This window comes from Novosphingobium sp. Leaf2 (assembly GCF_001421325.1).
In the GTDB taxonomy this organism is placed as follows: Bacteria; Pseudomonadota; Alphaproteobacteria; order Sphingomonadales; family Sphingomonadaceae; genus Novosphingobium.
This window is the reverse complement of sequence record NZ_LMJY01000001.1, coordinates 399,657-413,069: the sequence shown is the minus strand read 5'-3', so window position 1 is coordinate 413,069 and position 13,413 is coordinate 399,657. Positions and strand designations below refer to the sequence as shown.

Below are 13,413 nucleotides of genomic sequence, written 5' to 3'. Positions count from 1 at the left end.
GACGGCAAGTTACCAGCGCGTCATGATTCTGTCCCGTCATGGTCGCAGGTCAGTCAGATACGCGCTTTTGCCCCGCCAGTGTGTCGCCGATCAGATCGTCGTCCACAGGGTCCAGAAGGCCCGCCGCGCGAAGTTCGTCCAGGCCCGGAAGTTCCTTCAGGGATCCGAGACCGAAGTGATCGAGAAACACCGGCGTGGTCGCGTAAATCACCGGGCGCCCCGGCACTTCGCGCCGCCCGGCCACGCGCACCCAGCCCGCTTCCATCAGCACGTCCAGCGTGCCTTTGGCGGTCTGCACGCCGCGAATGGCTTCGATCTCGGCCCGGCTGACGGGCTCGTGATACGCCACGATCGCCAGCACTTCGGTGGCCGCGCGGCTCAAGCGGCGCACGTCCTCCTTTTCGCGGCGCAGCAGGTGCGCAAGATCAGCGGCGGTTTCGAAATGCCAGCGTCCACCGCGCTCGACCAGATGGACGCCGCGCGCGCCGTAATGCGCCTGCAAGTCCGCCAGCGCGCGATCCACCGCGCCGGCCTTGTCGCCCAGCCCGAGATGAACGCCGATCTGCGCGGGTGTCAGCGGCTCGTGGGCGGCGAACACCGTCGCCTCCACGGCCCGCACGATCTCGTCAGGTTCGGTCATCGCGGCGCGGCCCGCAGGCGCAGCGGCCCGAAGGTTTCGTCCTGCGCCAGTTCCAGCTTGCCGGTGCGCGCCAGTTCCAGCGCTGCCACGAAGCTGGACGCCAGCGCGGAGCGGCGCAATTGCGGGTTGGCCCAGGCATCGTGCGCCGGCGGCAGAAACTCGCGAAGTTCCATCCAGTCGATCGCAATACCCAGCATGGCAGAAACCCGCGCGATCGCGCTGTCCAGCGTCATCACCATGCGTTCGCGCACCCTGTGCACGGCCGGCTGCGAACGGACCTTGATGTCGCCATAGGCGCGCACCAGATCGAGCCACGAGCACTGCCAGGCGGATTTGCGATCGACGCGCAACCCTTCCGGTGCGCCGCGCACAAACACATCCCGGCCCAATCGGTCACGCGCCATCAGCCGGGCTGCGGCCTCACGCATCGCGCCCAGCCGCTGAAGCCGCAATTGCAGGCGCAGCGCCAGTTCCTCGGGACTGGGATCTTCCGCCTCGTCACGCGGCAGCAGCAGCGCGGACTTGAGGTATGCCAGCCATGCCGCCATCACCAGATAGTCCGCCGCCAGTTCCAGCCGCAGCGACTTGGCCTCTTCGATATACGTCAGGTACGCATCGACCAGTTCGAGGATTGAAATACCCCGCAAGTCCACTTTCTGCCGCCGCGCCAGATCCAGCAGCAGGTCCAGCGGGCCTTCCCAGCCGTCTATATCGAGATACAGCTTGTCGTCGCTCGCCTCGGTGCGGTCCTCGCCGTCCCAGCCGGCACCGTCGAACAGCGTGGCCACGATCAGGCGGCCTGCAGCGCAAGCAGCGCATCACGCCTGGCCAGCACCGCTGCCTGATCCACGGGCGTTACCAGTGGCAGGTCGAGCGCCCGCTCCAGCCGTGCGGCGGCGTCGGCGCCGATCTGCGGCACGGCGGCGGCGATGCCGATCATGTCATCCATACGGGCCCAGCAGTTCAGCGCGATGTCGCAACCGGCCGCGATCGCGCGCGCGGCGCGCTCTGGCACGGTGCCAGACAGCGCCTCCATATCCAGATCGTCGGTCAGCAGCAGCCCGGAAAAACCGATGCGCTGGCGGATCACGTCGCCCACCACGATGGGCGACAACGTGCCCGGGTTATCCGCGTCCCAGGCGGTATAGCGCACATGCGCGGTCATCCCGATGGGCGCGTGCGCCAGGGTGCGGAACGGCGCCAGGTCGGTTTCCAGATCCTGCGCCGAGGCGGTGACGGTGGGCAGTTCCTTGTGACTGTCGGCCAGCGCGCGCCCGTGGCCGGGGATGTGCTTGATGCAGCCGGCCACTCCGGCGCGGCCAAGACCGTCAAGGATCGCGCGGCCCAGCGCCGCCACCCGCATCGGTTCCGCGCCCAGCGCCCGGTCGCCGATAACGTCATGCGCGCCGGGCTGGCGCACGTCCAGCGAGGGGTGGCAATCCACCGTAATACCCACTTCGGCAAGGTCCAGCCCCAGCGCCTGCGCATTGAGGCGCGCGGCCTCGATCGCGGTGGCGGGGGCCAGATCATACAGCCGGTCGAACGCCTCCCCGGCGGGATAGGCGTTCCATACCGGCGGCTTCATCCGCGCCACGCGGCCACCTTCCTGATCGATGCACACGAACAGCCGGTCCCGACCTTGCAGTGCGCGCAGGTCATCGGTCAGCGCGCGGACCTGCTCGCGCGATTGCACGTTGCGACCGAACAGGATGTACCCCGCCGGATCGGCATCGCGGAAGAACGCGCGCTCGTCATGCGTCAGGGTGAGGCCGCTGAGGCCGAATATCGCCGGAACCATGGCCCATTTGGTCGCAGAAACGGGAAGGTCGCGCAAGGAAGTGCGCCCATCAGCATGTGGATGGCGGGCACGAAAGGTGGCACAAGGCGGTCATGACACGCTCCTTCGCAACGCCCCCGTCGCCTGCGGATTTCGAGGCGCTGGCCCACGCGGCCTTCGCGCGCATCCCCGAACCGTTCGCGCCGCACCTCGATGGCATTACCGTGCATGTCGAGGAGTTCGCCGATGCCGAAACGCTGGATGCACTGGGGATCGCCGACGCATGGGCGCTTACCGGGCTGTATCACGGTCGCTCGATGGACACAGGCTCGCAGTGGATTTCGGGCGAACTGCCGCCTCGCATCACATTGTACCGCCAGCCGCTGCTGGCCGAATGGTGCGAAACCGGCGTTTTGCTGGAGGATCTGGTGACGCACGTGATCGTGCACGAGGTGGGCCACCACTTCGGCCTGTCGGACGCGCAGATGCATGGGCTGGAAGATCAGCCGGACGCGTAACCCCGCCAAAGGCCTCACAAAAAACGTCCTTGGTTCGTCATCGTGCGATGCGATAGAGCCGCCACCATGATGACGCGCAACCCGGTTCGACTCGCTGCCCCCCTTACCTTTGCCGCCCTGCTCGCCGCTTGCGCCACGCAGCCGACAGGGCACCACGCAGCGGCCCCTGTCGCCGCGAGCGCGGGTGGGCCGGTCGAGGTGGGGATCATCGCGATCAACGATTTCCACGGCGCGCTCGAACCGCCCAAGGCCGCCGTCATGGCGCCGGGGCCGGACGGCAAGGCGGTGGCGGTGCCCGCCGGCGGCGCGGCATGGCTGGCCTCGGCGGTGGACGCGCTGAAGGCCGAGCATCCCAACCATGTCGTGGTGGCTGCTGGCGACCTGACCAGCGCCTCGCAGCTGGCCTCCTCGCTGCATCTGGACGAGCCGGCGGTAGGCGTGATGAACCGCATCGGACTGGAATTCAACGCGGTGGGCAACCACGAATTCGATCGCGGCCCCAAGGAACTGCTGCGCCTGCAGAACGGCGGCTGCGAGAAGAATACCCGGCTTGCGCCCTGCACGGTGGAATCGTTCAAAGGCGCGACGTACAAATACCTGTCCGCCAGCACCTTTGGCCCGGACGGCACTACGCTGTTCCCGGCTACCGGGCTCAAGACCTTCGGGCAAGGCGCGCGCAAGGTGACGGTGGGCTTTGTCGGCCTGTCCCTCAAGACCGTGCCGTCACTCGTCTCGCCAAAGCAGCTCACGGGGCTGACGTTCGGGGACGAGGCCGACGCGATCAACAAGGCGATCCCCCTGCTCAAGGCACAGGGCGCCGATGCAGTGGTGGTGCTGATCCACCAGGGCGGCAAGACCACCGAAGGCGATCCCGATACGTGCGATGCACTGACCGGCGACATCAAGCCTATCCTTGACCGGCTGAACCCCGGCGTCGATCTGGTCGTTTCCGGCCACACCCACTGGCAATACGTGTGCCACTATGGCCGCAGCGGCGATGGCACGCCGATCCTGCTGACCAGCGCGGGCGTATATGGCAAACTGGTGACCGACATCACGCTGACCATTGATCCCGCAACTCACAAGGTCATCGCCAAGCGCGCGCACAACGTCATCGTCCAGTCACCCGGTTACACCAGTGCGCGCGGCGATGCGCCCAACACGCCCCTGTATACGCAATTCCAGCCGCGAGCCGACATCGCCGCCTATGTCGGGCGGTACGTACAGGATGCGCAGGGGCTGATTTCCCGGCCCGTAGGCAGGCTGTCGGGCGCGGTCGCCAAGGTTGAGGGCGTGGTCGAGACGGGCGGTACGCTGGGCAATCTCATTGCCGATTCGCAGCTCGCCGCCAGCCGTGATGCGGGCGCGCAGATCGCCTTCACCAATCCGTTCGGCATCCGCACCACGGTCGATCCGGGTCCGGGCGGGGTCGTCACCTTCGGGCAGGTCTATGCGGTGGAGCCGTTCAACAATGAACTGGTGACCATGACGCTGACGGGCGCGCAGTTGCGCTCCGTGATCGAGCAGGGGCTGGATGATACCGGCCAGAAGCAGGGGCTGGCCCCGTCTGCCGGGCTGACCTACAGCTTCGACATGCGCCGCCCGTCGGGCCAGCGGCTGGTGTCTCTCACCTTCAATGGCAAGCCGATCGACCCGGCTGCCCGCTACCGCGTCACCGTGGTCAACTTCCTGGCCGAAGGGGGTGATGATTTCACAATCTTCAAGCAAGGCACCGATACGGTGCGCGGCATGGTGGACAACGAAGCCTTCCAGCAGTGGCTGGGCAGTGTGCCGGTCCGTCAGGTGCCGATGGAAACCCGCTCGGTCCGCTTGGACAAGTAGTCCCGCGCCGCCGGTGGCGGCAGGTTCAACTGAACAGCCAGTGCCCCAGCAGGCGGTTGAACGGAAAGGTGAAGAAGCCCGCGATCAGCAGGGCGCCGATAATCAGCCCGCGCACGGTGCGCCGGTGCCGGGCCACGTTATGGCTGCGCGCGGCCAGCACCAGAACCGGCACCAGCACGATGGTCATCACCGACAGGATGTGGATCGGGCTGAAATGCCCTGGATTGCTGGTGGTGACGAAAAGGCTGTCCACTGCCGTAAGGAACATCGCCCCGCTCCACACATAGCCGAGCGTGCGGTGCGCGGTGGTGCCCCGCTGCCGCCACAGCAGCACCGGGGTAAGGATCAGCGCCAGCATGATCGAAGCGAGGTGCAGCCAGATGCCGGACGGGATGGCCGGCCAGTCCGCGATGCCCTTGAACAAGGCCGCCACGATGAAGGCCAGCATCACCAGCGCCAGCACGCCCAGCGCCTTTTCCAGCCGATCCGGCGCGGTGGAGCGCGCCGCCAGGGCCGCCGTCAAAACGCCGCCCCATCGGGCCAGCCCGGCGCAGCCAGGCCCATCACCTTGAATAATTCCCCCATCTCGTCCCCGTCGATCAATCTGTGCACTGCTGCACGTATCGCAGAAGACTGCGGCGGTGCAACATTGGAAAGCTGTGCGGCGCGCGTCTGGATGCCCAGCGCGCGCAGGAAATCTCCCTGCCCGGTGGTGCCCAGATGCCGCGCGCCGGCAACCGTGGCCACCTCAGCGGCTGCGGCAAAGTCCACCAGGCACGTCAGGTCCGCCTCGCCCGGCGCGGCGAACGGATCCACCTTTTGGTGGGCGCGCACGGCCTGCAGGGTCGATCCGGTCTGCGCGGCGGTATAGCCATAATCGATCAGCAAGCCCGCGCCGCCATGCCGGGCCAGACGGCGCGCGATCTCGTCCACCACGGCGGCGGCGGCGGGGCAGCTTTCGATCACCGTCTGGTCAGGCGCATCGCGCCAGTGCGGCGGCACGGCGGCATCCATCGGGCGGTCTCCCGACACCGGCAGGAAACGGCCGTCCTGCCAGTCCACCATACGTTCGCGCCAGCCTTGCGCGGTCTTCACCATCTGGCGCACCGGCAGCGCATCGAGAAATTCGTTGCCCACCAGCAGCACGGGACCGTCGTCGGGCAAGCTGCCCGGATCGTCGTGCCAGTGCGCGCCGGGCACCGCGCTGGCCTGCAAACGGCGCAGCGCGGCGGAGCCTTCCACGAAGTGCACCGGCGGCTCCAGCCCGTGCCGGCGCATCACCCGCAGGGCATCGCTGGCCAATGTGCCGCGCCCCGGACCCAGTTCCACATAGCGGACCCCGGCAGGCCTTCCCGCGCGGGTCCACATATCAGTCAGCCACACGCCGATCAGTTCGCCGAACATCTGGCTGATTTCAGGCGCGGTCACGAAATCGCCCGCGCTGCCCAGCGGGTCATTGGCGGCGTAGTAGCGGGCGTTCGATTCGCCCATGTAGTGCTGCAGCGTGATCGGCCCGTGGTTGGCGATCAGCCTGCGGAACATGTCCGCAAGCGTTTCCCCTGCTACCATCGGCTCAGGTGATCTCGATCGGGCGGCGGGTCGCCAACTGCGGGCGCGACAGCGCGCGGAGCACCAGCAAAATGCCGAGCAGGATCAGCGGGATCGTCAGCCACTGGCCCATCGACAGGCCGGTGACGCGGGCGAATTCCTGCAACTGCTTGTCCGGTTCACGGAAGAATTCGACCGTGAAGCGCGCCAGCGCGATACCGGCGGTGAATACGCCCACCAGCAGGCCGGGGCGATACCGCGCCCGCGTTTTCCAGAACAGCGGCAGCATGATCGCGATCATCGCCAGGCCTTCCAGACCGGCTTCGTAAAGCTGGCTGGGATGGCGGGGCAGCGGGCCGGCATCGGGAAACACCATGGCCCACGGCAGCGGCCCGCTCACCACCCGGCCCCACAGTTCGCCATTGATGAAGTTGGCGAGCCGGCCAAACAGCATGCCGAACGGCACACATACCGCCACATAGTCCGCCACGCGCAGCAGGTTCAGCTTGTTGCGCCACGATACCCAGGCCAGCGCCAGCAGCACGCCGATCAGCCCGCCATGAAAGCTCATCCCGCCATGCCACAGCTGCACCAGTTCGGTGGGATGCGCCCAAAGGCTGGGAATATCGGATTTGCCTCCGGTGTAGAACGTGGCGTAGCCAAGCCGTCCGCCCAGGATGATGCCGATGGTGCAGTAGAAGAACAGGTCATCGGCATGGCGCTGCGCCATCGGCGCGCCGGGGGCCTTGATCATGCGCGACAAGTGCCAGTATCCCAGCACGATGCCGGCCAGATACGCCAGCGAATACCAGCGCAGCTCGAAAGTGCCGATGCGGAACAGATAGTTCTTGAGGCCCAGGTTGACCCAGTAGATGGGCTCAGGGGCATTCGCCGCAGCGGCGGCAAGCAATGTCAGGGACAACTCGTGGACCTCGCGTATGTCATGTCCGGGCGGGGCCTCATGGCCTGCGTCGGCCGGCCTTCTGGCATAGCCCGGGGTGCGATGGTAGCAGGCATTTCATCTTCCCCTGCCATAATCCGCCCAAGCGCGATCACGACGATCGTCACCAGCGCCTTTTCCCCGGCCCGCACAACGGCTAGATACACAGGTCCATGAACAGCGTAATCCGCATTCCCTCACCGCGCGCCGTCGTCGACCGGCGCGATCTTGTCCTCACCATCGACAAGCTGACGCAGGCCTATGGGGCAACCAAGGCGCGGCCCTTCGTGGTCGAAGTGCTGCGCACGGCGCTGGCTGAGGGGCGTGAGGAGATCGCCCGGCGGCTCATCGCCAAGCCGTCCGCCGGGCACGAAGTCGCCGAAGCGCAGGCTTTCCTGGTGGACCAGCTGATCCGGGTGATTCACGATCACATCGTCAACAACGTCCACCCGGCGGCTGCACGACCCCACGGCGAACGCCTGACGATCATGGCGGTGGGCGGCTATGGCCGGGGCGAGATGGCCCCGCATTCGGACGTCGATATCGCCTTCCTGACCTCGGGCAAGCAGGCCGCCTGGTGCGAGCAGGTCATCGAGGCGATGTTGTATATGCTGTGGGACCTGTCGCTCAAGATCGGCCATTCCAGCCGCTCGCTCGACGACATGGTGCGCATGTCCAAGGCGGACCTGACGATCCGCACCGCGATGCTCGAAGGGCGCTACGTCTGGGGCGATCAGGACTTGTACGAGGAAGCGCGGGTGCGCTTCTTCAAAGACGTGGTGTCCGGCACCGAGCGCCAGTTCGTGATCGAAAAGCTGGCCGAGCGCGAGGAACGCCACAAGCGCATGGGCGACAGCCGCTATGTGGTCGAACCCAATGTGAAGGAAGGCAAGGGCAGCTTGCGCGACCTGCACACCCTCTACTGGATCGGCAAGTATATCCATCAGGTGCGCGCGCCGTCCGAACTGGTGGACGTGGGCCTGCTGACTACCAAGGAATACCGCGCCTTCCGCCGCGCCGAAGCGTTCTTCTGGGCGGTGCGCTGCCACCTGCACACCATCACCAACCGCGCCGAGGACCGGCTGACGTTCGACCTCCAGCGCGAAGTGGCGGCGCGGATGAACTTCTCCGACCGCCCCGGCAAGAGCGCGGTGGAGCGCTTCATGCAGATGTTCTTTCTGCAGGCCAAAGTGGTGGGCAGCCTGACCGGCGTGTTCCTGGCCCAGCTGGACGAGCAGTTCGCCAAACGCCAGCCGCGCGGGCTGCTGGCGGGTTTTCGCGCCAAGCAGCGCCTGCTCAAAGGCTATGTTGTTTTCGGCGGTCGGCTAAAGGCGCCAACCGACGACTGGTTCGCCGCCGATCCCGTACGCATGGTCGAGATCTTCGTGCTGGCTGAGCGCGAGGGGCTGGAAATCCACCCCGAGACGCTGCGCCTGATCGGGCGCGATGCCGTGCTGATCCGCGATGACGTGCGCCGCGACAAGCGCGCCAACGACCTGTTCATGGAACTGCTCACCAGCCGCCGGAACCCGGAGATCGCGCTGCGCAGTTTCAACGAGACGGGCGTGTTCGGGCGCTTCGTCACCGAATTCGGCCGCGTCAACGCGCAGATGCAGTTCGATATGTATCACCACTATACGGTGGACGAGCATACGATCCGCGCCATCGGCCTGGTCTCGCGCATCGAGAAAGGCGAACTGGCCGGTGATCATCCGCTGTCGCAGGATATCATCCACAAGATCCGGTCGCGCCGCGCGCTGTATGTGGCGGTGCTGCTCCACGATATCGCGAAGGGGAGGCAGGGCGACCACTCGGTGCTGGGCGCGGAGATCGCCCGCAAGCTGTGCCCGCGCTTCGGCCTGGATGCGGACGAGACCGAGCTGGTGTCCTGGCTGGTGCGCCATCACCTGCTGCTATCCGCCACCGCCTTCAAGCGCGACTTGTCGGACGGCAAGACCATCGCCGACTTCGTGGAAGTGGTGCAGTCGGTCGATCGCCTGCGCCAGCTGACGATCCTGACCGTGGTGGACATCCGGGCGGTAGGGCCGGGCACCTGGAATTCCTGGAAGCGCCAGTTGATCGCCACACTGTACGGCGCGGCGGAGGAACGCCTGCGGCTGGGCCATGCCGAGTTCGGCAGGCCCAAGCGGGTGGAGGCCAAGAAGGCCGCCGTCGCCGCGCTGAGCAGCAGCCTCGCCGCGTTGATAGACGATATCGGCCCGATCATGGGCGACGCCTACTGGATCGCCGAGCCCGAGGACGTGATCGCCCGCAATCTGGTGCAAATCGTCGCCTCCAAGGACGACCCGCTTTCCATCTTTACCGAATACTATCCGGCGCGCGGGGCCACGCTGGTGACCGTGATCGCATCGGACCATCCCGGCCTGTTCTACCGCATTGCCGGCGGCATCCATCTGGCCGGCGGCAACATCATCGACGCGCGCATCCACACCACCCGCACCGGGCGCGCAGTCGATAACTTCCTGATCCAGGATCCGCTGGGCCGCCCATTCATGGAAGAATCCCAGCTTACCCGGTTGGCGCATTCGATCGAAAGCGCGCTGGCGAACCGGATCAAGATCCTGCCGCAGCTGGTGGCCCGCCCCGATGCCCGGCCCCGCGCCGATGCCTTCGACGTGCGCCCGCGCGTGGTGTTCGACAACAAGGCCTCAAACCGCTTCACCGTGGTCGAGGTCAATGCGCGGGATCGCCCCGCGCTGCTCAACCGGCTGGCGCATGGCCTGTTCGAATCCAAGCTGATGGTCCATTCCGCGCATATCGCCACCTATGGCGAGCGCGCCGCGGATACGTTCTACGTCACCGACCTGCTAGGCGAAAAGTTGACCGCGCCGGCCAGGCTGAAAACCCTGGAACGGCGGCTGATCGAGGCGACCACGGAGCCGGAAATGGAAACGGCATAGGCCAGCGCGTGCGATGAACGGGCTTGCAGGCAGTCCAGCGCGCCTCTATTTGCTGCAATGCAGCATACCTCTGATCGGTTGGACCGTACGATGAACACGCCTGATCCTGACCCGCAATCCGTCCTCGTGCTTCAGGGCGGCGGCGCGCTGGGAGCCTACCAGGCCGGCGTGTACGAAGTGCTGGAAGCACACGACATCGCGATCGACTGGGTCGCGGGCATCTCCATCGGTGCCATCAACGCGGCGATCATCGCCGGCAACGCGCCCGGCGACCGTCTGCCGGCGATGCGCCGGTTCTGGGATATGGTCTCGCGCGAACTGCAATACCGGGTGGACGGCCCTGCCGGCTTCGCCCGGCGCGCGATGAACGAATTTGCCGCGGGTTACACCGCCATGTTCGGCGCGCCGGGGTTCTTCACGCCGCGCTTTCCGATCCCGCTGCCCGAATGGCCGAACGACCTTTCGCGGCTGAGCTATTATGACACCACGCCGCTGCGCGCCACGCTGCTGGAACTGGTCGATTTCGACCGGCTCAACCGGGCGGATGTGCGTTTCAGCGTGGGCGCGGTCAACATGCTGGACGGCAACTTCGCATATTTCGATAATACCGAACGCACCATCGGGCCCGAACACATCATGGCCAGCGGCGCGCTGCCGCCCGGTTTTCCGCCGGTGGAGATCGACGGCGAGTGGTATTGGGACGGCGGTCTGGTGTCCAATACCCCGCTGCAATACATTCTGGACAATCGTTCCCCGCGGGAGATGAACGTATACCAGGTGGACCTGTTTTCCTCACGCGGGATCGTGCCCACCACGATGGCGGACGTGGCACAGCGCGAAAAGGACATCCGGTTTTCCAGCCGCACCCGCTTCAACACCGACATGTCGCAGGAACTGCAAAAGATGCGCGCGGCGGCCAAGCGCCTGCGCCGCAAGCTGCCCGCGGAATTGCGTGACGATCCCGATCTCGTCCGCCTGCTCCATGCCCGCTCCGCCGGCGCGGTGGCGGTGATGCACCTCATCAACCGGGCGCGCGGGTACGAGACGAACAGCAAGGACTACGAATTTTCACGCAGGACGGTGAACGAGCACTGGGCATGCGGCCAGCATGACGCGCAGCGCTCGCTGTCCCACCCCGAATGGATCAACCGTGATGTCAGCCCGGACGAGATCGTGACGTTCGATCTGGCCGGGGATCACGACGGGGATCGCCTGCAGCACCCCCTTGACGTCCCGCACGATGGAGAAGCAGCATGAAACTGAACGACAAGGTCTGCGTCGTAACCGGCGCCGCCAGCGGCATCGGCAAGGCCATCGCACAAATTTATGCGGCAAACGGCGCGCGCGTGGTGATCGCCGATCTTAACCTTGATGCGGCCAGCAAGGCGGCGGAAGACATCACGGCCAGCGGCGGCACCGCAATGGCGGTGGCGATGGACGTTACCAGCGAGGAGCAGGTGAACGACGGCGTCGCCAAAGTGATCGCGGCCTGGGGGCAGGTGGATGTGCTGGTGTCCAACGCCGGCATCCAGATCGTCAACCCGGTCGAAAACTATGCCTATGCCGACTGGAAAAAGATGCTGGCCATCCATCTGGACGGCGCATTCCTGACATCCAAGGCGGTGCTGCCACACATGTATGCCGCCGGGTCCGGGTCGATCATCTTCATGGGTTCGGTGCACTCCAAGGAGGCCAGCCCGCTCAAAAGCGCCTACGTCACGGCCAAGCACGGCCTGCTGGGCCTGTCGCGCGTGATCGCCAAGGAGGGCGGCAAGAAGGGCGTGCGCACCAACGTGATCTGCCCCGGGTTCGTGCGCACCCCGCTGGTGGACAAGCAGATCCCCGAACAGGCGAAGGAGCTGAACATCTCCGAAGACGAAGTGGTGAAGCGCGTAATGCTGGGCCAGACGGTGGACGGGGAGTTCACGACAGTAGAGGACATTGCCGAAGTGGCGCTGTTCTTCGCCGCCTTCCCCACCAACGCGCTCACCGGCCAGTCGCTGGTGGCCAGCCACGGCTGGTTCATGGAATAAAGGGGGCGGCCAGCACGCCACCCCCTTCTCCACCGTCGCCAATCAGCCGATCAGCGCTTCGGCGATCTGCACCGCGTTGAGCGCTGCACCTTTGCGCAAGTTGTCGCTGGCAACGAACAGCGCCAGGCCATGCGCAACGGTAGGATCGCGGCGCACACGGCCCACGAACACCGGGTCCTGGCCGGTCGCCTCCAGCGGGTTGGGCACTTCGCTGACGACGACGCCCGGCGCATCGCCCAGTAGTTCGAGCGCGCGCTCGACGCTGATCGGGCGCTCGAACTCGGCGTTGATCGACAGCGAGTGGCCGGTGAACACCGGTACGCGCACGCAGGTGCCCGAGACCGGCAGGTCCGGGATACCCAGGATCTTGCGGCTTTCGTCGCGCAGCTTGATTTCTTCCTCGGTGTACCCGTCCTCGGCGTAGACGTAGTTCAGCGGCACCACGTTGTGCGCGATGGGCACCGCCCACTTCTCCGCTTCGGGCAACACGGCGGCGGCATCCCCGCGCGCCAGTTCGCGCGCCTTGTCACCCACGTGGGCAAGCTGGCGGGCCAGCACGTCGATGCCTTCAAGGCCGCCGCCCGACACCGCCTGATAGGTGGACACGGTCAGCCGCTTGAGCCTGGCTTCCTCATGCAGCGGGCGCAGCACCGGCATCGCGGCCATGGTGGTGCAGTTGGGATTCGCCACGATGCCCTTGGGCAGATCCGCCAGCGCCTGCGGGTTCACTTCGGCCACCACCAGCGGCACTTGCGGGTCGGACCGGAAGGCGGACGAATTGTCGATCACTACCGCGCCTGCTGCCGCCACCTTGGGGGCCAGCGCCTTTGCCGTCGAGCCCCCGGCGGAGAACAGCACCACGTCCAGCCCGGCATAATCGGCGGTCGCCGCGTCCTCGATCACCACGCCGTCCACGCTTTTGCCGGCTGAGCGCGCCGAGGCGAACAGACGCAGCGTGCCGACCGGGAAGCCGCGCTCCTTCAGCATTTCGCGGATCATCGTGCCGACCAGACCGGTGGCGCCGACAACGCCGACGTTGAGTTGCTGACCGGGCGAGAATGTGTGTGCCATGACCTATGCGTCTCCTACTTCAAGCTGAAGCAGAACGAGGGTCCAGATTTTTCCGTGAAGAGGAACCCCGCCTGCTGGATGCGGGGTGAGTGTCCGTGCGTGCCTGCCTAAACCATGCACACC

Annotated in this window: 12 protein-coding genes; 5 read left to right on the top strand and 7 right to left on the bottom strand. The window is 66.2% G+C overall.

Features of this window, described 5'->3' with window-relative positions:
- Nucleotides 1–49: 49 nt before the first annotated feature.
- The 3 genes from scpB to nagZ are packed head-to-tail and all read right to left on the bottom strand — an operon-like array spanning nt 50 to nt 2,438.
- Complete coding sequence (gene scpB / locus ASE49_RS02060; protein ID WP_056768248.1) at nt 50–640, bottom strand: SMC-Scp complex subunit ScpB; 591 nt, start codon at nt 638–640, stop codon at nt 50–52.
- Nucleotides 637–1,428, bottom strand: coding sequence for a segregation and condensation protein A (locus tag ASE49_RS02055; protein ID WP_056768239.1), 792 nt, complete (start codon nt 1,426–1,428; stop codon nt 637–639). Before ASE49_RS02055 ends, scpB begins: the two co-directional genes overlap by 4 nt.
- 2 nt (nt 1,429–1,430) lie before the next feature.
- Entirely contained in the window at nt 1,431–2,438 is a 1,008-nt protein-coding gene (gene nagZ, locus ASE49_RS02050; RefSeq protein WP_056768237.1) for a beta-N-acetylhexosaminidase, read from the bottom strand.
- A 92-nt stretch (nt 2,439–2,530) separates the two neighbouring features.
- On the opposite strand from nagZ, the gene ASE49_RS02045 reads away from it, so the two are divergent.
- Nucleotides 2,531–2,935, top strand: coding sequence for a metallopeptidase family protein (locus ASE49_RS02045; RefSeq protein ID WP_056768235.1), 405 nt, complete (start codon nt 2,531–2,533; stop codon nt 2,933–2,935).
- A 69-nt stretch (nt 2,936–3,004) separates the two neighbouring features.
- Nucleotides 3,005–4,777, top strand: coding sequence for a bifunctional metallophosphatase/5'-nucleotidase (locus ASE49_RS02040; RefSeq protein WP_056768641.1), 1,773 nt, complete (start codon nt 3,005–3,007; stop codon nt 4,775–4,777).
- Nucleotides 4,778–4,802: 25 nt separating this feature from the next.
- Here the strand turns inward: ASE49_RS02040 and ASE49_RS02035 are convergent, their stop codons facing one another.
- The 3 genes from ASE49_RS02035 to lgt are packed head-to-tail and all read right to left on the bottom strand — an operon-like array spanning nt 4,803 to nt 7,247.
- Complete coding sequence (locus ASE49_RS02035) at nt 4,803–5,300, bottom strand: DUF2306 domain-containing protein (protein ID WP_056768232.1); 498 nt, start codon at nt 5,298–5,300, stop codon at nt 4,803–4,805.
- Nucleotides 5,297–6,319 (bottom strand): class I SAM-dependent methyltransferase, encoded by a 1,023-nt coding sequence (locus ASE49_RS02030; RefSeq protein WP_235522785.1) that lies wholly within the window; start codon nt 6,317–6,319, stop codon nt 5,297–5,299. The genes ASE49_RS02035 and ASE49_RS02030 overlap by 4 nt, the downstream gene beginning before the upstream one ends.
- Before the next feature lie 31 nt (nt 6,320–6,350).
- Nucleotides 6,351–7,247, bottom strand: coding sequence for a prolipoprotein diacylglyceryl transferase (gene lgt / locus ASE49_RS02025; protein ID WP_056768226.1), 897 nt, complete (start codon nt 7,245–7,247; stop codon nt 6,351–6,353).
- Nucleotides 7,248–7,438: 191 nt separating this feature from the next.
- Here lgt and ASE49_RS02015 point away from each other — a divergent pair, with 191 nt between their 5' ends.
- The 3 genes from ASE49_RS02015 to ASE49_RS02005 all read left to right on the top strand — a co-directional run bounded on the left by ASE49_RS02015 (nt 7,439) and on the right by ASE49_RS02005 (nt 12,219).
- Nucleotides 7,439–10,186, top strand: coding sequence for a [protein-PII] uridylyltransferase (locus tag ASE49_RS02015; protein ID WP_056768219.1), 2,748 nt, complete (start codon nt 7,439–7,441; stop codon nt 10,184–10,186).
- A gap of 90 nt (nt 10,187–10,276) precedes the next feature.
- Nucleotides 10,277–11,443 carry a DUF3734 domain-containing protein gene (locus ASE49_RS02010; RefSeq protein ID WP_056768640.1) on the top strand — a complete coding sequence of 389 codons (1,167 nt, stop codon included), beginning with the start codon at nt 10,277–10,279 and terminating at the stop codon, nt 11,441–11,443.
- Nucleotides 11,440–12,219, top strand: a complete 780-nt coding sequence (locus tag ASE49_RS02005; protein ID WP_056768216.1) for a 3-hydroxybutyrate dehydrogenase — start codon at nt 11,440–11,442, stop codon at nt 12,217–12,219. The genes ASE49_RS02010 and ASE49_RS02005 overlap by 4 nt, the downstream gene beginning before the upstream one ends.
- 42 nt (nt 12,220–12,261) lie before the next feature.
- Here the strand turns inward: ASE49_RS02005 and ASE49_RS02000 are convergent, their stop codons facing one another.
- Entirely contained in the window at nt 12,262–13,290 is a 1,029-nt protein-coding gene (locus ASE49_RS02000; RefSeq protein WP_056768213.1) for an aspartate-semialdehyde dehydrogenase, read from the bottom strand.
- Nucleotides 13,291–13,413 lie beyond the last annotated feature (123 nt).